General features: G+C 70.7%; 20 protein-coding genes. 12 read left to right on the forward strand and 8 right to left on the reverse strand.

Features of this window, described 5'->3' with window-relative positions:
• Positions 1–897 carry a helix-turn-helix transcriptional regulator gene (locus AB0M18_RS14280; RefSeq protein WP_365757505.1) on the reverse strand — a complete coding sequence of 299 codons (897 nt, stop codon included), beginning with the start codon at positions 895–897 and terminating at the stop codon, positions 1–3.
• A 182-nt stretch (positions 898–1,079) separates the two neighbouring features.
• On the opposite strand from AB0M18_RS14280, the gene AB0M18_RS14285 reads away from it, so the two are divergent.
• From AB0M18_RS14285 to AB0M18_RS14295, 3 genes are read left to right on the forward strand one after another with little or no spacing between them, the layout of a single operon-like run.
• The gene (locus AB0M18_RS14285; protein WP_365757640.1) at positions 1,080–2,459 is read left to right on the forward strand and encodes an MFS transporter; all 1,380 of its coding nucleotides are present in this window, start codon (positions 1,080–1,082) and stop codon (positions 2,457–2,459) included.
• Positions 2,460–2,507: 48 nt separating this feature from the next.
• The gene (locus AB0M18_RS14290) at positions 2,508–3,530 is read left to right on the forward strand and encodes an aldo/keto reductase (RefSeq protein ID WP_365757507.1); all 1,023 of its coding nucleotides are present in this window, start codon (positions 2,508–2,510) and stop codon (positions 3,528–3,530) included.
• Positions 3,531–3,547: 17 nt separating this feature from the next.
• Complete coding sequence (locus AB0M18_RS14295; protein ID WP_365757509.1) at positions 3,548–4,141, forward strand: TetR family transcriptional regulator; 594 nt, start codon at positions 3,548–3,550, stop codon at positions 4,139–4,141.
• 79 nt (positions 4,142–4,220) lie between these two features.
• Here the strand turns inward: AB0M18_RS14295 and AB0M18_RS14300 are convergent, their stop codons facing one another.
• Positions 4,221–5,603, reverse strand: coding sequence for a glycine--tRNA ligase (locus AB0M18_RS14300; RefSeq protein ID WP_265862218.1), 1,383 nt, complete (start codon positions 5,601–5,603; stop codon positions 4,221–4,223).
• Positions 5,604–6,027: 424 nt separating this feature from the next.
• Between AB0M18_RS14300 and AB0M18_RS14305 the strand changes: the two genes are divergently transcribed.
• From AB0M18_RS14305 to AB0M18_RS14320, 4 genes are all read left to right on the forward strand, one after another.
• Complete coding sequence (locus AB0M18_RS14305; protein WP_365757512.1) at positions 6,028–6,984, forward strand: metal ABC transporter substrate-binding protein; 957 nt, start codon at positions 6,028–6,030, stop codon at positions 6,982–6,984.
• Between the two features lie 26 nt (positions 6,985–7,010).
• Positions 7,011–7,775, forward strand: a complete 765-nt coding sequence (locus tag AB0M18_RS14310) for a metal ABC transporter ATP-binding protein (protein WP_365757514.1) — start codon at positions 7,011–7,013, stop codon at positions 7,773–7,775.
• A 1-nt stretch (position 7,776) separates the two neighbouring features.
• Positions 7,777–8,673 (forward strand): metal ABC transporter permease, encoded by an 897-nt coding sequence (locus AB0M18_RS14315; RefSeq protein WP_365757516.1) that lies wholly within the window; start codon positions 7,777–7,779, stop codon positions 8,671–8,673.
• A 62-nt stretch (positions 8,674–8,735) separates the two neighbouring features.
• Positions 8,736–9,146 carry a transcriptional repressor gene (locus AB0M18_RS14320; protein WP_361585417.1) on the forward strand — a complete coding sequence of 137 codons (411 nt, stop codon included), beginning with the start codon at positions 8,736–8,738 and terminating at the stop codon, positions 9,144–9,146.
• Positions 9,147–9,221: 75 nt separating this feature from the next.
• Here AB0M18_RS14320 and AB0M18_RS14325 read toward each other — a convergent pair whose 3' ends face one another.
• The 3 genes from AB0M18_RS14325 to recO are packed head-to-tail and all read right to left on the reverse strand — an operon-like array spanning position 9,222 to position 11,343.
• Positions 9,222–9,734, reverse strand: coding sequence for a hypothetical protein (locus AB0M18_RS14325; protein ID WP_365757518.1), 513 nt, complete (start codon positions 9,732–9,734; stop codon positions 9,222–9,224).
• Positions 9,735–9,756: 22 nt separating this feature from the next.
• Complete coding sequence (locus AB0M18_RS14330; RefSeq protein WP_265862228.1) at positions 9,757–10,581, reverse strand: isoprenyl transferase; 825 nt, start codon at positions 10,579–10,581, stop codon at positions 9,757–9,759.
• A gap of 12 nt (positions 10,582–10,593) precedes the next feature.
• Positions 10,594–11,343, reverse strand: coding sequence for a DNA repair protein RecO (recO, locus tag AB0M18_RS14335; protein WP_265862232.1), 750 nt, complete (start codon positions 11,341–11,343; stop codon positions 10,594–10,596).
• A gap of 182 nt (positions 11,344–11,525) precedes the next feature.
• Between recO and AB0M18_RS14340 the strand changes: the two genes are divergently transcribed.
• Positions 11,526–12,701: a DUF3103 family protein gene (locus tag AB0M18_RS14340; RefSeq protein ID WP_365757521.1), complete on the forward strand. Its 1,176-nt coding sequence runs from the start codon at positions 11,526–11,528 to the stop codon at positions 12,699–12,701.
• 72 nt (positions 12,702–12,773) lie between these two features.
• Here the strand turns inward: AB0M18_RS14340 and AB0M18_RS14345 are convergent, their stop codons facing one another.
• Positions 12,774–12,992 (reverse strand): hypothetical protein, encoded by a 219-nt coding sequence (locus AB0M18_RS14345; RefSeq protein WP_365757523.1) that lies wholly within the window; start codon positions 12,990–12,992, stop codon positions 12,774–12,776.
• Between the two features lie 5 nt (positions 12,993–12,997).
• Positions 12,998–13,210, reverse strand: a complete 213-nt coding sequence (locus AB0M18_RS14350) for a hypothetical protein (RefSeq protein WP_365757642.1) — start codon at positions 13,208–13,210, stop codon at positions 12,998–13,000.
• Between the two features lie 132 nt (positions 13,211–13,342).
• On the opposite strand from AB0M18_RS14350, the gene AB0M18_RS14355 reads away from it, so the two are divergent.
• The 3 genes from AB0M18_RS14355 to AB0M18_RS14365 all read left to right on the forward strand — a co-directional run bounded on the left by AB0M18_RS14355 (position 13,343) and on the right by AB0M18_RS14365 (position 15,130).
• A complete protein-coding gene (locus AB0M18_RS14355) occupies positions 13,343–14,176 on the forward strand; it encodes a helix-turn-helix transcriptional regulator (protein ID WP_365757525.1) in 834 nt (277 codons plus the stop codon).
• Positions 14,158–14,427, forward strand: coding sequence for a DUF397 domain-containing protein (locus AB0M18_RS14360; RefSeq protein ID WP_365757527.1), 270 nt, complete (start codon positions 14,158–14,160; stop codon positions 14,425–14,427). The genes AB0M18_RS14355 and AB0M18_RS14360 overlap by 19 nt, the downstream gene beginning before the upstream one ends.
• Before the next feature lie 136 nt (positions 14,428–14,563).
• Positions 14,564–15,130 (forward strand): GNAT family N-acetyltransferase, encoded by a 567-nt coding sequence (locus AB0M18_RS14365; protein ID WP_365757529.1) that lies wholly within the window; start codon positions 14,564–14,566, stop codon positions 15,128–15,130.
• Here the strand turns inward: AB0M18_RS14365 and AB0M18_RS14370 are convergent.
• Positions 15,120–15,350 (reverse strand): hypothetical protein, encoded by a 231-nt coding sequence (locus AB0M18_RS14370; protein ID WP_365757531.1) that lies wholly within the window; start codon positions 15,348–15,350, stop codon positions 15,120–15,122. The genes AB0M18_RS14365 and AB0M18_RS14370 overlap by 11 nt on opposite strands.
• Before the next feature lie 54 nt (positions 15,351–15,404).
• Here AB0M18_RS14370 and AB0M18_RS14375 point away from each other — a divergent pair, with 54 nt between their 5' ends.
• Positions 15,405–16,208: a hypothetical protein gene (locus tag AB0M18_RS14375; protein ID WP_365757533.1), complete on the forward strand. Its 804-nt coding sequence runs from the start codon at positions 15,405–15,407 to the stop codon at positions 16,206–16,208.
• Positions 16,209–16,215 lie beyond the last annotated feature (7 nt).

Below are 16,215 nucleotides of genomic sequence, written 5' to 3' on the forward strand. Positions count from 1 at the left end.
TTAGACAACCGTACGAATCGGGGGCGCGGAGTGCTCCGCGAGGGCGAGGGCGTGGAGGCGCTCGATGCCGGCGCGGGTGGCCGCGTCCACCGGGACGTACGTCACCAGGCGGGGGCCGGCGGTCGGGCCGAGCCAGAGGTTGGTGTGTTCGAGGCGGAGGAGGCCGACCTGGGCGTTGCGGATGAGCTTGGTGCGACCGGACTGGTCGACGACGTCATGGCGGGCCCAGATCTCGCGGAACTCCGGGGAGGCCGCCAGGAGGCGGTCGACCAGGGCCTTCCAGGCGGGCTCGGCCAGGTGCTCGGCCATCGAGGCGCGCAGTTTGCCGGCCAGCGCGAGGAGCACCTCGGGCAGGTCGGTGACGGCGGACCGGAAGTCGTCGTCGGTGAAGGCCAGCCAGAGGCTGTTGCGGTCCTCGCGGGGCAGCGCGTCCAGGTCGCAGAAGAGGCGCCCGAAGGTGCGGTTGTAGGCGAGGAAGTCGTAGCGGCTGTTCTGGACGGCGGCCGGCACCGGCTCCAGCTGGTCGAGCAGGTGCCGCAGCGCCGGGGTGACGGTCGGGCACAGCGTCTCGGGGTGCGGGTCGGCCTGCCCGGCGAGGGCGAAGAGATGGGTGCGCTCGGTGGGGTCGAGCAGCAGCGCACCCGCGACGGCGTCGAGGACCTGCGGGGAGACCTGGATCGGCCGGGCCTGCTCCAGCCACGTGTACCAGGTGACGCCGACGGCGGAGAGCTGCGCGACCTCCTCGCGGCGCAGCCCGGGGGTACGGCGGCGGCGCCCGCGCGGGAGGCCGACCTGCTCGGGGCTGATCCGTTCGCGGCGGCTACGCAGAAAGGCCGCCAGCTCGTGCCGCCGTACGTCGGGCCCCATCGCGGTGGTCTCGACACTCATGATGCTCATGCTCCCAGGGTGCCGGGGCGCTCAGCCCATTGCCAGGTACTCCTTGTACCAGGATAAGAAGACTCTGGTACCAGGCTAAAGGCCGCGCGAGCCTCGATCCCGTGACTACGAAGACCTCCTCGTCCACCACCCCGGCCACGGAAACCCCGGCCGCCGCCCCGGTCGTCGACCACGCCCGGCCGATGCTCGGCACACTCGGCCTGGTCACCGTGCTGCTCGGCGCGGCCCTCCCCCTCATCGACTTCTTCATCGTCAACGTCGCCCTGCCCACCATCGACCACGACCTGGCCGCCGGCCCGGCGCTCCTGGAGCTGGTGGTCGCCGGCTACGGCCTGGCGTACGCCGTGCTCCTGGTCCTCGGCGGCCGGCTCGGCGACCGCTTCGGCCGCCGCCGGCTCTTCCTCGGCGGCATGGCCGCCTTCGGTCTCACCTCGCTCGCCTGCGGCCTCGCCCCCGACGCCTGGACGCTGGTCGGCGCCCGCGTGGCTCAGGGTGCCGCGGCCGCGCTGATGCTGCCGCAGGTGCTCGCGACCATCCACTCCGCGACCTCGGGTGCCCGGCACGCACGGGCGCTCAGCCTGTACGGGGCGACCGCCGGCCTGGCCATGGTGGCCGGCCAGATCCTGGGCGGCGTCCTTGTCGCGGCGGATGTCGCGGGCAGCGGCTGGCGGTCGATCTTCCTGGTCAACGTGCCGGTGGCGCTGCTCGGTCTGGTGCTCGCGGTGCGCAGCGTGCCCGAGACCCGCTCGGACCGGCCCGCGCCGGTCGACCTGCCCGGCACCCTGCTGCTGGCCGTCGCCCTGCTGACCCTGCTCGCCCCGCTGACCGAGGGCCGGGCGGCCGGCTGGCCGCTGTGGACCTGGGTCGCGCTCGCCGTGTTCCCGTTCGCGGCGGCGGCGTTCTGGTGGGTGGAGGTGCGCTCCGACCGCGCGGGCCGCACTCCGCTGGTGCCGCCGAGCCTGCTGCGCCTGGTCTCGCTGCGCCGGGGTCTCGCGGTGGTGCTGCCGCTGTCCCTCGGCTTCAGCGGCTTCATGTTCGTGATCGCCATCGCGCTCCAGCAGGGTCTGGGCATGGGCGCGATCGCCTCGGGTCTGGCGATCGTCCCGATGGCGCTCGCCTTCTTCGGGGCCTCGCTCGCGGGTCCGCGGCTGATCGCGCGCTGGGGCGCGAGCCGGGTGGTCCCGGCGGGTGCGCTGGCCCAGGGGCTCGGCATCGGGCTGATCGCGTGGACGGTGTGGCGCGACTGGGCGGGCCTGTCGGTGCTGGAGCTGCTGCCGGGCATGGCGATCGCCGGCCTCGGCCAGGGGCTCCAGCTGCCGGTGCTGTTCCGGCTGGTGCTGTCCGAGGTGCCCTCGGAGCAGGCGGGCGTGGGTAGCGGCGTGATGGTGACGACCCAGCAGTCCGCGCTCGCGCTCGGTGTGGCGACGCTCGGCTCGCTGTTCCTGTCGCTCGCCGGATCCGCCGATATGCGATCGGCGCTGGTCACGACGCTGCTCGTGCAGCTGGGCGTGGTGTTCCTGACGCTGCTGCTGAGCCTGCGCCTCCCCGCCCTGAAGGGATGAGGAGTGACAGATATTGAAATCTGTCATCGCACATGTCATGGTTGATGCATGACGACCACGACTTCCCTCCCCACCCGTTCCCTCGGCACCACCGGCCCCACGGTCTCCGCGCTCGGCCTCGGCTGCATGGGCATGTCCGCCCTGTACGGCGAGGCCGACCGGGCCGAGTCGATCGCGACCATCCACGCGGCCCTCGACGCGGGCGTCACCCTCCTCGACACCGGCGACTTCTACGGCATGGGCCACAACGAGCTGCTGATCAACGAGGCGCTGCGCACCGCCCCGGCCGCCGCCCGCGAACGGGCGCTCACCAGCGTCAAGTTCGGCGCCCTGCGCACGGTCGAGGGCGGCTTCACCGGCTACGACGGGCGCCCGGCGGCGGTGAAGAACTTCGCCGCGTACTCGCTCCAGCGCCTCGGCACCGACCACATCGACATCTACCGGATCGCCCGCGTCGACCCCGACGTCCCGATCGAGGAGACCGTCGGCGCCATCGCCGAGCTGGTCGAGGCCGGCCACGTCCGGCACATCGGCCTCTCCGAGGCCGGCGCGGACACCCTGCGCCGGGCCGCCGCCGTCGCCCCGATCGCCGACCTCCAGATCGAGTACTCGCTGATCTCCCGCGGCATCGAGGAGAAGATCCTGCCGACCGCCCGCGAGCTCGGCATCGGCATCACCGCGTACGGAGTGCTCTCGCGCGGCCTGATCAGCGGCCACTTCACCCGGGACCGCGAGCTGGCCCCCGGCGACTTCCGCGGCATGAGCCCGCGTTTCCAGGGCGAGAACCTGACGCGCAACCTCGACCTGGTCGACCGGCTGCGCGCGGTCGCCGAGGCCAAGGGCGTCACGGTCGCCCAGACCGCCATCGCCTGGGCGCTGAGCCGTGGCGAGGACATCGTCCCGCTGGTCGGCGCCCGCCGCCGCGACCGGCTCGCCGAAGCCCTCGGCGCCCTGGACGTCACGCTCGACGCGGCCGACCTGGCGGCGATCGAGGCGGCCGTCCCGGCGGACGCGGCGGCCGGCGCCCGCTACCCGGAGGCCCAGATGGCCCACCTGGACAGCGAGCACTGACCGGTACTGTCAGTGGCATGGCCGCCAGCACCGAAACCCTGACCGCAGAGCGCATCCTCGAAGCCACCGAGGAGGTGCTCCGCCGCTTCGGCCCCGCCAAGGCGAACGTCGTCGACGTGGCCCGCGCACTCGGCGTCAGCCACGGCAGCGTCTACCGCCACTTCCGCACGAAGGCGGCGCTGCGCGAGGCGGTCACCGAGCGCTGGCTGCACCGGACGATCACCGCGCTCGAACCGTACGCCGAGGGCTCCGGCCCCGCCGACGAGCGGCTGACCGACTGGCTCACCGCCCTCTTCGCCCTCAAGCGCACGAAGGCCGGCGGCGAGCCGGAGCTGATGGCCACCTTCCAGGTCCTGATCGGCGAGAACAGCGCGGTCGTCGAACGCCACGAGCAGCACCTCGTCGACCAGATCGCCCGGATCCTGGAGGACGGCGTCCGCGAGGAGCTGTTCGCCACCCCGGAGCAGGACGTGGCGACGACGGCGCGCGCGGTCTTCCACGCGACGGACCGCTTCCACAACCCGGCGCACGCGGCCGAGTGGTCGGCCCCGGACATCGAGGCGGCGTTCGAAGCCGTCGTCGCCCTGGTCCAGCGCGCGCTGAAGGCGTAACCCCCGTACGTACGGGAAAGCCCCCGGTTCCGAGAACGGAACCGGGGGCTTTCCCGTACTACCGAGCAGAAGCAGAAGGTCAGGCGCCGATCAGGCGGCTGGCCAGGTAGCCCTGGATCTGGTCCAGGGAGACGCGCTCCTGCTTCATGGTGTCGCGCTCGCGCACGGTCACCGCGTTGTCCTCAAGGGTGTCGAAGTCGACGGTGACGCAGTACGGCGTGCCGATCTCGTCCTGGCGACGGTAGCGGCGGCCGATGGCGCCGGCGTCGTCGAACTCGATGTTCCAGTTCTGCCGCAGGTCGGCCGCGAGGCCCTTGGCCTTCGGCGAGAGCTGCGGGTTGCGGGACAGCGGCAGGACGGCGACCTTGACCGGGGCCAGGCGGTGGTCGAGGCGCAGCACGACGCGCTTCTCCATGACGCCCTTGGCGTTGGGGGCCTCGTCCTCGGTGTACGCGTCGAGCAGGAAGGCCAGCATGGTGCGGCCGACACCGGCGGCGGGCTCGATGACGTACGGCGTGTAGCGCTCGCCCGACTCCTGGTCCAGGTAGGTCAGGCTGGCGCCGGACGCGGCGGAGTGCGCGTTCAGGTCGTAGTCGGTGCGGTTGGCCACACCCTCGAGCTCGCCCCACTCGCTGCCGCCGAACTGGAAGCGGTACTCGATGTCGGCGGTGCGCTTCGAGTAGTGGGAGAGCTTCTCCTTCGGGTGCTCGTACCAGCGCATGTTCTCCTCACGGAGACCCAGGCCGGTGTACCAGTTCCAGCGCTGCTCCATCCAGTACTCGTGCCACTGCTCGTCCTCGCCCGGCTTGACGAAGAACTCCATCTCCATCTGCTCGAACTCGCGGGTGCGGAAGATGAAGTTGCCCGGAGTGATCTCGTTCCGGAAGGACTTGCCCTGCTGCGCGATGCCGAACGGGGGCTTCTTGCGCGAGGTCGTCTGGACCTGGGCGAAGTTGGTGAAGATGCCCTGCGCGGTCTCGGGACGCAGGTACGCGACGGAGCCGCTGTCCTGGGTCGGGCCGAGGTGGGTGGAGAGCAGGCCGGAGAACTGCTTGGGCTCCGTGAAGGTGCCCTTGTTGCCGCAGTTGGGGCAGTTGAGGTCGGAGAGGCCGTTCTCGGGGAGGCGGCCGTGCTTCTCCTCGTACGCCTCCTCCAGGTGGTCCGCGCGGTAGCGCTTGTGGCAGGAGGTGCACTCGGTCAGCGGGTCGGTGAAGGTCGCGACGTGACCGGACGCCTCCCAGACCTCGGTGGCCAGGATGACCGACGAGTCGATGCCGACGACGTCCTCGCGCGAGGTGACCATGTAACGCCACCACTGGCGCTTGATGTTCTCCTTGAGTTCGACGCCCAGGTGTCCGTAGTCCCAGGCGGCGCGCTGACCGCCGTAGATCTCACTGCAGGGGAAAACGAAGCCACGGCGCTTGCTGAGGCTGACGATGGTGTCGATCTTGTCGGCGGCCACGGTGCTCTCTTCATTACGACGACGAAGTGCGAATGCCTCAGGTTACCGGCGCCCCTGGGGCCCGTATCAAATCGGTTCCTCCTCCCTCATCGGGAAGCGGAGGGAGGAGGTACGCGGGTGTCGGCGGCGGTACTCGGATCGGCCCTCGACTTGTACCAGTCTGCCTGGATATCGACGACGTCGCCGTTCTCCCCGAAGAGCCGCCACAGCCCGGAGGGAGAGATCCCGGGCCCGGCCACCCGGTCCCAGCGCACGGCGCGCAGGCAGTGCCCCGAGGATCAGTGGGCCGTGAGGGGGCCGGGGACGTCGTCCCAGTACAGGGGTATGCCGTTGATCTCCGCGCACCACATGACCGAACAGCAGTGCCATGGGACACACGTCCGGCAATTGACAACCGTTTCCATTTTTGTTGAAAATGAGTGTCATGAACGTACGCCGCCTCATACCCGCCACCGCCCTCGCCGGAGCCGTCACGCTCGGCCTCGTCACCCTCACCGCCTGCGGCGGGACCTCCGACGCCGCGGACAAGGGGAGCGGCGGCAAGCTGGACGTGGTCGCGTCGTTCTACCCCATGCAGTTCCTGGCCGAGCAGATAGGCGGCGGCCACGTGGCCGTCGACACGCTCACCAAGCCCGGCGTCGAACCCCACGACCTGGAGCTCAAGCCGAAGCAGATCGGCGAGCTCGGCGAGGCCGACGTCATCCTCTACCTCAAGGGCGTCCAGCCCGCCGTCGACGACGCGATCGCCCAGACCGACGTGAAGGCCAAGGTCGACGCCACCACCCTCACCACGCTCGAAGAGCACGGCACCGAGGTCGGCCACGACCACGAGGGCGAAGCGGCCCACGAGTCCGAGGCCGGCGCCGACCCGCACATCTGGCTCGACCCCGTGAAGTACGCCGAGGTCGCCAAGGGCGTCGGCGCCGCCTTCGAGAAGGCCGACCCCGCGCACGCCGCCGACTACAAGAAGAACGCCGACGCCCTGGTGAAGAAGCTCGGCGACCTGAACACCGCCTTCGAGACGGGCCTGAAGAACACCGCCACCAGGACCTTCATCACCACCCACTCCGCCTTCGGCTACCTCGCCGAGCGCTACCACCTGGAGCAGGAGGGCATCTCCGGCATGGACCCCGAGTCCGAGCCGAGCCCCGCCCGCATCAAGGAACTCCAGGACGTCGCGAAGAAGGACAAGGTCACCACCGTCTTCTTCGAGACCCTCGCCAGCGACAAGACCGCGAAGACCCTCGCCACCGACACCGGCCTGAAGACCGACGTGCTCGACCCGCTCGAGGGAATCACGGACAAGTCCAAGGGCGATGACTACATCGGGGTCATGCGGTCCAACCTCGCGGCGCTGCAGAAGGCCCTCGGCGCCAAGTGAGCACAGCACAGCAGCAGGAGGCACTCGTGAGCGACGAGCCCGTCATTTCCGTCCGCGGAGCCACGGCGGCCCTCGGCGCCCGCCCCGTCCTCCGGGGCGTCGACCTCACCGTCCACCGCGGTGAGGTCGTCGCCCTGCTCGGCGCCAACGGCTCCGGCAAGTCGACCGCCGTCCGCTCCGTCATCGGCCAGGTGCCGCTGACCGGCGGCACGATCGAGCTGTTCGGCACGGAGCAGAAGCGGTTCCGCGACTGGGCCCGCGTCGGCTACGTACCGCAGCGCACCACCGCGGCCGCCGGCGTGCCCGCCACCGTCCGCGAGGTCGTCGCCTCCGGCCGGCTCGCCCGCCGCCGCTTCGGCCTGCCCACCAAGGCCGACAAGGCCGCCGTGCTGCGCGCCATGGAGCTCGTCGGCCTCGCCGACCGCGCCGCCGATTCCGTCTCCGCCCTCTCCGGAGGCCAGCACCAGCGGGTCCTGATCGCCCGCGCGCTCGCCTCCGAACCCGAGCTGCTGATCATGGACGAGCCGATGGCCGGCGTCGACCTCGCCAGCCAGGAGATCCTCGCCTCGACCCTGCGCGAGCAGGTCGCCGGCGGCACCTCCGTCCTCCTCGTCCTGCACGAGCTGGGCCCCCTGGAGCCGCTCATCGACCGCGCGGTCGTGCTCCGCGACGGCTGCGTCGTCCACGACGGCCCGCCGCCGAAGGCCGTCGGCCAGCACGCGCTGCCCGGCCACGACCACGTCCACCCCCACGCGGCCGACGAGTCGCTCCGTACGGGATTGCTGACCTGACATGGAATTCCTCGAACCCGCCTTCATGCAACGGGCGCTCCTCGCGGCCGTACTCGTCGGCATCACCGCCCCCGCCGTCGGCATCTACCTCGTCCAGCGCCGTCAGGCCCTCATGGGCGACGGCATCGGCCATGTCGCCATGACCGGTGTCGGCCTCGGCTTCCTGATGAACACCAATCCGGTGTGGATGGCGACCCTGGTCGCCATCGCCGGCGCCGTCGCCATGGAGCTGATCCGGGCGTACGGCAAGACCCGCGGCGACCTCGCCCTCGCGCTGCTCTTCTACGGCGGCATGGCGGGCGGCGTCCTGCTGATCAACCTCTCGCCGACCGGCTCCAACGCCAACCTCAGCTCGTTCCTCTTCGGCTCGCTCTCGACGGTCTCCGCCGAGGACGTCACCACGATCAGCATCCTGGCCGGATTCGTCCTGCTCGTGACGGTCGGCCTGCGCCGCCAGCTCTTCGCGGTCAGCCAGGACGAGGAGTTCGCCCGGGTCACCGGCCTGCCGGTGCGCGCCCTGAACCTGCTGATCGCGGTCACCGCGGCCGTCACCGTCACCGTGGCGATGCGCGTCGTCGGCCTGCTCCTGGTCAGCGCCCTGATGGTGATCCCGGTCGCGGCGGCCCAGCAGCTCTCCCGGTCCTTCAAGACCACGTTCGTGCTGGCGGTGCTGATCGGCACGGGCGTCACCCTTTCCGGCACGATCACCTCGTACTACCAGGACGTACCGCCCGGCGCGACCATCGTCCTGCTCGCGATCGGCGTCTTCATCGCCCTGGCCCTGCTCGCGGCCCCGCTCGCCCGACGCCGGGCGAGGGCCGCCGAGCAGGCGATCGCGGACTGCGACGCCCGCTGCGTCCCGGGCACCCGGCGTCCCTCGGACGACGTGACGGTCTGACGGACCGGACGAAGGCGGGCTGGCAGAATGGCGGGGGCAGACAAGGATTCAAGGAGGCCCCCGTGGCGACGGCAGGACCCCCCGTAAAAGGCCGCTCGACCAAGCAGCGGGCCGCAGTCTCGGCGGCTCTGAACGAGGTGGACGAGTTCCGCAGCGCCCAGGAGCTGCACGACATGCTCAAGCACCGCGGCGACTCCGTCGGCCTCACCACCGTCTACCGCACGCTCCAGTCCCTCGCGGACGCGGGCGAGGTCGACGCCCTGCGCACCAGCGACGGCGAGACCGTCTACCGCCGCTGCTCGACCGGCGACCACCATCACCACCTGGTCTGCCGCGTCTGCGGCAAGGCCGTGGAGGTCGAGGGCCCGGCGGTGGAGCAGTGGGCCGAGACGATCGCGGCGGAGCACGGCTTCGTGAACGTGGCGCACACGGTGGAGATCTTCGGAACGTGCGCGGAGTGCGCGTCGAAGTGACGGCGTGACCTGACATACGAGTGGGCCCGCACCGGACGATTCCGGTGCGGGCCCCTTCGTCTGTCGTACGCGCGCTCAGAGGCGGGTGATGTTCCGGTCGAGGAGCGTACGGAGCCGGTCGACGTCGGCGGGGTCGGCGAGCCCGCGTTTGGGCAGGGTGGCGAAGCCGACGCGCCCCTTGTCCCCGGAGAACAGCACGAACTGCGTCGGGGTCTCCGCGTACCGCGGCGTCAGCTGCCAGCGGCCCACGACCTCGCTGTCCCGGGCCGTCCAGCGGATCTCGTCCTCGCCGACCACGGTCCGGTACTCCCCCTGCCGGGAGATCATCGCGTACACCTGCCGGGCGGTCAGCCGGGCCGCCAGCGGTCGGAGCACGACCGTGAGCAGTCCGAGCGAGCCCATGAGGACCGCGCCCCCGACGTTCGGCCCACGGGGCGCGGTCAGCAGCAGCGCGACGGCCGCGAAGGCCAGCACGGCGGCGACCGGCATCAGCCACCGCAGCACCCGGAACGAGCCGTACCGCAGCTGCACGCGCACCGCGTCGGTGATGTCCTCACGCGTCGGCGTGTAGACCAGCTCCATCGTCATTCCCCCCAGTCCCCGTACCGGCTCAGGCCTTGTCGAGGACCGCGAGATCCGCCGGGTCCACCCCGCCGAAGCGCCGGTCGCGCTGGGCGAACTCGACGCACGCCCGCCACAGGTCGCGGCGGTCGAAGTCGGGCCACAGCACGTCCTGGAAGACCATCTCCGCGTACGCGCTCTGCCAGATCAGGTAGTTCGACGTGCGCTGCTCACCACTCGGGCGCAGGAAGAGGTCGACGTCCGGCATGTCCGGGTAGTAGAGGTACTTCTGGATGGTCTTCTCGGTGATCTTCGACGGGTCGAGCCGGCCCGCCTTCACGTCCTCCGCGAGCGCCTGCGCCGCGTCCGTGAGCTCCGCGCGCCCGCCGTAGTTCATGCAGAAGTACAGCGTCAGCTTGGTGTTGTCCTTGGTCTGCTCCTGCGCGACCTGGAGCTCCTTGGCGACCGACTTCCACAGCTTGGGCATGCGGCCCACCCAGCGCACCCGGATGCCGAGCTCGTCGAGCTGGTCGCGGGTCTTGCGGATGAAGTCGCGGTTGAAGTTCATGAGGAAGCGCACCTCCTCGGGCGAGCGCTTCCAGTTCTCGGTGGAGAAGGCGTAGAGGGAGATCGCCCCGACGCCCATCTCAAGCGCGCCCTGGAGGACGTCGAGCACCTGCTCGGCGCCGACCTTGTGCCCCTCGGTGCGCGGCAGCCCGCGCTCCTTGGCCCAGCGGCCGTTGCCGTCCATGACGATCGCGACGTGCTCGGGCACGAGCTCCGACTGCAGCTTCGGCGGGCGGGCACCGGACGGGTGCGGCTCGGGGGTCCTGTACTCCCGACGCTGGCGCCCGAGAAGTCGTGCGATGGCCATGGGTGGTGTCTCCTAGCTCTTTTCCACATATCGCAGGGAGCGCAGGCCGCGCTCCAGGTGCCAGTGCAGATAAGCGGACACGAGTCCGCTGCCCTCCCTGACGTGACGCGGCTCGGCCGCGTCCGCCGTCTCCCAGTCGCCGGTGAGCAGCGCGCTGAGCAGGCCAACGGCCTCCGCAGAGGGTACGACGCTTCCGGGTACCCGGCAGTCCGCGCAGATGACTCCGCCCGCGGCGACCGAAAAGAACCGGTTGGGGCCGTGAAGGCCGCATTTGGCACAGTCCTCGAAGCTGGGCGCGTAGCCGTTGACGGCGAGCGAGCGCAGCAGGAAGGCGTCGAGGATGAGGTGGGGGGCGTGCTCCCCGCGGGCAAGGGTGCGCAGTCCGCCGACGAGCAGGAGGTACTGCTGGACGGCCGGCTCGCCCTCGTGGTCGGTGAACCGCTCCGCCGTCTCCAGCATCGCGGTGCCGGCGGTGTAGCGGGCGTAGTCGGTGACGATGGAGCTGCCGTACGCGGCGATGGTCTCGCTCTGCGTGCAGAGCGGGAGACCGCGTCCGATCAGCTCGCTCCCGCGGGCGAAGAACTGCACGTCCACGTGCGAGAACGGTTCGAGCCTGGCCCCGAACTTCGACTTGGTCCGCCGCACCCCGCGCGCGACGGCGCGTACCCGCCCGTGACCGCGCGTGAGCAGCGTGATGATGCGGTCCGCTTCACCCAGCTTCTGGGTGCGCAGCACGATGCCGTCGTCGCGGAACAGACTCATGGCGCCATTGTCCCGTACGGGTCGGACAGCCCGACGCGGGGCGGGCGGCACACCGGGCGAGGCCGGGCAGGCCCGGGCGGGGCCCTCTTGTGGCGGGTGACATGTCCTCGCCATCATGATGCCCGAGGAAACCTTCTACCCGCATAGATCGTCCGACCACTCCCTCTGGAGGAGCGATCACCGTGAGACCTCGTCCCACCCGACGACGCGGCACCCTCACCGCCACCGCGGCCACCCTCGTCGCACTCTGCGCGGCCCAGACCCTGGGCGCCGCCTCGGCGGCTTCCGCAGCCCCGGCACCAGCACCGGCACCGGCACCGGCCCACACCGCGACCACGGCCAAGGCCGCCGTCAGCTCCGCCCAGGACCGGGCGGCCCGCGACATCGCACGCTCGCTGGGCGACTCCTCCTGGCGTACGAGCCTGAGCACGGCCACCCTGAAGTCGCCCGGGGCCGAGGTGCCGGTCAGCGAGCGGGCGACCGGTTCGCTGAGGTCCCGGCTCAGCGCCGCCGACCGGGACATCGCGAAGGCCAAGGGCCTGGACGCCGGGACCGGCTCGCTGCTACGGCTGCGCCTCGGCGACCCGTCCATGCGCGCCGCGCTCGCGGCGGGCGCCACCCCGTGGGTCGCGGCGGCCGTCACGGACGACGACGACCGCACCGTCACGGCCTACGACAGCCAGGGCCGAACACACGTGCTGGACGCCCGCGAGGCGCCCGCACAGCCGGTGTACGTCGTCGACATCGACAGCACGAAGGCACTGGCCGCGGGTCTGGACGTCGTACGGAAGGAGCTGGCGAAGGCCGGCATCGCGTCCGTCGCCCCCACGAACACCGTCTCCGCCCTCTCCAGCACGGCCGCGTCCGCCGGCTTCTGGACCACAAAGATCACTGCCGTCCACCTCAACGACGACGAGGAGCCCTGGATCAAGGGCGACGCCGAGATCTACACCCTGGTCAGCGGCTTCGGCCTGGACGGCAAGGTCCGCGTCGACCCGGTCGACATGCCGTACCTCGACAGCGACGGCACGGTCTACCGGCCGAACCAGATCCTGGTCAACTGGTCCAACTACAAGTACAACCTCGCCGACGCCGTGATGATGGAGGAGGACGGCAGCACCAACTACCGCGACCTCGCCAAGGCCATCGCCGCGGTGCTCCTCACCATCACCGACCAGGGCGCCTACATCCCGCTGGTGAACGCGATCCTCGACGCCATGCCGGACGACTGGTGGACCGACGACCCTGACTACGTCGACTCCTGGTACACCCTCGCCCAGCAGAGCACCGGCACCCTCTACGGCGCCCGGGGCAACGGCTATCTGACCGTCCAGCCGTACTTCGTCGAGCAGTTCTGACGCCGACACGCCGGCCGCGAGGCGGGCGGGGCCTGCGGGGAGCAGCACTCCCCGCAGGCCCCTACGTGCCCATCAGGGCACCTCCCCCCGGCTCCGGGCGTTCGCGTGCGCCGTCGAGGCCCGAAGCCGCTCCCCGGGCGTGGCGACCCGCACCCCGTCGGGCTCGCAGTCCCACTCGCGCCCGCCGCCGATCGGCCGCAGCTGGAGATAGGGCCCCTCGTGCCCCATGACGGTGCCGACCTTGCCCGTACCGATCTCGACGACGTACGCGCCGATGGGCGGTTTCCTCATTCGAGTCATTCGAGTCCCCCTTCGTTCACGAGCGCCGCGGCAAGCGACCGCGCCGTCGCGGCCGTACAGCGCCCCAGCTCGACCAGCGGCCGGGGAGGCTCGGCGGCGAGGGTGACGGCGTCGAGCCCGAGCGAGGGAAGGGTGATTCCGACCCGCTGGAGCGCGTCACGCAATTCCCTCACCGCCTCTCGCGCCGCTTCCGTTTCCGTCGGCCGCATGCTGTCTTCTTTCACCAAAGCGATCCTTTCCGAATCCATTTCGCGTTTTCCGCATCCAGGGTGGGGGCGGCTCCGTAGAATCGGCAGACGCGCGGGGGCAACAACTGTGGTGTGTCGCTGGGGAGTTAATCCATGGCCAAGGCCAAGCGAAAAGAAGTGTGGGTGTTCTTCGGGGAGCTCCTGAAGGAGCGCCGCGAGACGGCGGGGCTGTCCCGGAACGAGCTGGGTGCACGGGTGTTCGTGTCGGGGACCTACATCGGCCTGTTCGAGCAGGGCGTGCGGAAGCCGCAGCTGGACGTGGCGCAGAGAATCGACGAGGTGCTACAAACCGGCGGTATTTTCGAACGGACCTGTCGCGACCTCATCAACGCGTCGCCGTATGCCTCGTATTTCTACGAAGTGGCGGAGCTTGAGGCGGTCGCGACAAAGATCTGCGAGTTCGCGCCGACGGTGGTGCCGGGCCTGTTGCAGACGGCGGAGTACGCGCGAGCGGTGACGGTGGCGGCAAATCCGTTCGTGACGGAGGAGTACATCGAGGAGAAGGTCAGCTCGCGGCTCGAACGACAGGCAATCCTCCAGGACGCCACAAGGCCCGAGTATTGGGTCATCCTGCACGAGAACGCGGTACTCACCCCCGTGGGCGGCCCGGCCGCCATGGCGCGGCAACTGGACCACATCGCCGCGATGATGCGACAGCGTCGCGTACTCGTGACGGTGCTGCCCCGCGCGATCGGCGCGCACGCGCACATGACCGGAACCCTCAAGCTCATGGAGTTCAACGACCAGCCGCCAACTGCCTATACAGAGACCGAGTTCACCGGAACGCTGCTTGACGATCCGGCAGTGGTGAAGCAGGCACAGCGCACCTACGATCTGCTCAGGGTCGCCACGCTGTCGCCGGAGGCGTCCCTCGCACTGATCGAGTCGGCGGCGGAGGACTTCAGACGATGCGCGAGTACGACCTGACCAACGCCCAGTGGTTCAAGAGCTCTTACAGCAACAGCCAGGGCGGCGACTGCATCGAAGTCGCGTACGACTTCACGGGCGCCGCCTGGCGCAAGAGCTCCTACAGCAACGGCTCCGGCGGCGACTGCGTCGAAGTCCTCGACAACGTCCCCGGCGTCGTCCCCGTCCGCGACAGCAAGAACCCCACCGGCCCCGCCCTCCTCGTGCCGGCGGCCGCCTGGGCCGCGTTCATCGCCGACGTGAAGAGTTGACGACCAGGCCTCGGTGGACCTGTTCGCGACGACGGTGGGCAGGGCGCTGTCCACGCTGCCTGATCCTGCCCCGTCCCTCGACGGCGCGACGCTCGTGACGACCCGCTCCCTGCGCACGCCTCATTGGAGTCAGCACATGACGCAGCCCGGGACCGGCCCTGCGAACGCGGTCGCGATCGACGACCGGCTCGCCCTCCGCCGCTTCGTGAGCCCCGCCGACCTGCCCGAACTGCACCGAGTGCTCGACGAGTCGGTCGACCATCTGCGGCCGTGGATGGACTGGGTGGACAACCACGGCCCGGAGTGGACCGCCGGGTTCCTGTCGCGGCGGGACCGGGACTGGGAGGCGGGGACGAGTTACACGTACGCGGTCGTGCTCGACGGGGCGATCGTCGGGGCGTGCGGGCTGCACCTCCAGGACGACACGCCCCCGGGCGCGTACGAGATCGGGTACTGGCTCCACCCGGCCGCCACGGGGCGGGGCGTCGCCACCCGGGCCGTGCGGGCCCTCGTGGCGGAGGGCTTCCGGCTGCCGCACGTACAGCAGCTCCTGGTGATGCACCTGCCGGAGAACCACACGAGCGCGGGCGTTCCGGCGCGGCTCGGGTTCACCGAGGTGGAGCGGGCGCGGGGGGACGAGGGCGAGGAGTTCCGGGTCTGGCGGCTCACGCGGGCCGAGGCGACGGCCCTGGCTACGACCTGACGGCGAGGAAGGTCCCGTACAACCGCTTGGCGCCCTCGGCCGGCTCCTGCACGAGTGTGGCGGTGACCGTGAGGCCGGCGTCCTCCAGGAGCCGCGAGATCCGGCCGGGCGGGAGGCAGTGGGACTCGTACGAGACGGGAAGCCCTCCGTACGCCTCGGCGTGCCGCCGCCGCTCACGCGGCCAACGTAGGGCGTGGGCGCGGCCCCAGCGGCCCCACACGAAACCTTCATATCCCCTTCACCTGCGAGGAGTTCGCGCCCTACGATCACGCGCATGTCGATCGTCTCCTCCATACCCGTCCTCAAGGGCAACGGTGGCACCAATCTGAGCGCGCTCCCCGAGGGGCTGCTCCTGCGGAGCCCCCACGACGAGCTCAACATCCCCGGCAGGGCCGTGGCCCGGGTTCGGGCCGAAGGGGGGTCCGTCGTCGTCGAGCTGAGGGTTCCCGCCGGGGCCGCGCCGGCGGCTCACCGGATCGAGGGGGTGAACGAGACGGCCGCCGTCACCTTCGCCGACGGTGTGAACTCCCTGTTGCTGGAGCCGGAGGAGGGGGAGGAGGTCGACGGCACGTCCCTCGTCGTCCTCGACACCCTCAAGACGCGCTGGTACCGGAGTCACATGCGCCGGTTGAAGTGGTTCGCGCTCGGCTGTCTCGGGGCGGTCGTCGTCCTGTCCGTGCTCGGCGGGGTGGCGGGAGAGGCCGCCCACGTCGTCGGAATCGTCATGGTCGGGGTCGTGACGGACCTGTGCCTCGTGGCCGCCTGGATGGGTCTGGGGGCGTGGCTCCACCGGCGGCAGGTGCGCAGGCACGGTGTCAGGGAGTTCGCCCGGCCGGCCAACGTACCGGGGACGTTCCTCTATGTGGACCAGGCCGGGATGACCCGCACCATATCCAGCTTCGCCTCCGGGCCGTACCTGGAGATCGTCTACGACCCGGAGGATCCGGCGGACGTCTTCACCCTGAAGCCGGGGTTCTTCCAGCGCTTCGACATCTGGGGCGGGACGTTCCTCCTCGTCTTCGGGCTCGGCGGCGTGGCGGCCCTTGTGGCCATCACGGCCGACGCCTTCGGCTCCTAGGGCGTTT

It is taken from the genome of Streptomyces sp. NPDC051909, from assembly GCF_040681095.1.
Taxonomy (GTDB): Bacteria; Actinomycetota; Actinomycetes; order Streptomycetales; family Streptomycetaceae; genus Streptomyces.

Excerpts from the sequence above, each read along its gene's own strand:
- AB0M18_RS14305 (WP_365757512.1), top strand. The coding sequence starts at position 6,028 with ATGAACGTACGCCGCCTCATACCCGCCACCGCCCTCGCCGGAGCCGTC.
- recO (WP_265862232.1), bottom strand. The coding sequence starts at position 11,343 with ATGAGTCTGTTCCGCGACGACGGCATCGTGCTGCGCACCCAGAAGCTG.
- AB0M18_RS14365 (WP_365757529.1), top strand. The coding sequence starts at position 14,564 with ATGACGCAGCCCGGGACCGGCCCTGCGAACGCGGTCGCGATCGACGAC.
- AB0M18_RS14325 (WP_365757518.1), bottom strand. The coding sequence starts at position 9,734 with ATGACGATGGAGCTGGTCTACACGCCGACGCGTGAGGACATCACCGAC.
- AB0M18_RS14290 (WP_365757507.1), top strand. The coding sequence starts at position 2,508 with ATGACGACCACGACTTCCCTCCCCACCCGTTCCCTCGGCACCACCGGC.
- AB0M18_RS14285 (WP_365757640.1), top strand. The coding sequence starts at position 1,080 with ATGCTCGGCACACTCGGCCTGGTCACCGTGCTGCTCGGCGCGGCCCTC.
- AB0M18_RS14280 (WP_365757505.1), bottom strand. The coding sequence starts at position 897 with ATGAGCATCATGAGTGTCGAGACCACCGCGATGGGGCCCGACGTACGG.
- AB0M18_RS14360 (WP_365757527.1), top strand. The coding sequence starts at position 14,158 with ATGCGCGAGTACGACCTGACCAACGCCCAGTGGTTCAAGAGCTCTTAC.
- AB0M18_RS14330 (WP_265862228.1), bottom strand. The coding sequence starts at position 10,581 with ATGGCCATCGCACGACTTCTCGGGCGCCAGCGTCGGGAGTACAGGACC.
- AB0M18_RS14345 (WP_365757523.1), bottom strand. The coding sequence starts at position 12,992 with ATGAGGAAACCGCCCATCGGCGCGTACGTCGTCGAGATCGGTACGGGC.
- AB0M18_RS14315 (WP_365757516.1), top strand. The coding sequence starts at position 7,777 with ATGGAATTCCTCGAACCCGCCTTCATGCAACGGGCGCTCCTCGCGGCC.
- AB0M18_RS14375 (WP_365757533.1), top strand. The coding sequence starts at position 15,405 with ATGTCGATCGTCTCCTCCATACCCGTCCTCAAGGGCAACGGTGGCACC.
- AB0M18_RS14350 (WP_365757642.1), bottom strand. The coding sequence starts at position 13,210 with ATGCGGCCGACGGAAACGGAAGCGGCGCGAGAGGCGGTGAGGGAATTG.
- AB0M18_RS14355 (WP_365757525.1), top strand. The coding sequence starts at position 13,343 with ATGGCCAAGGCCAAGCGAAAAGAAGTGTGGGTGTTCTTCGGGGAGCTC.
- AB0M18_RS14295 (WP_365757509.1), top strand. The coding sequence starts at position 3,548 with ATGGCCGCCAGCACCGAAACCCTGACCGCAGAGCGCATCCTCGAAGCC.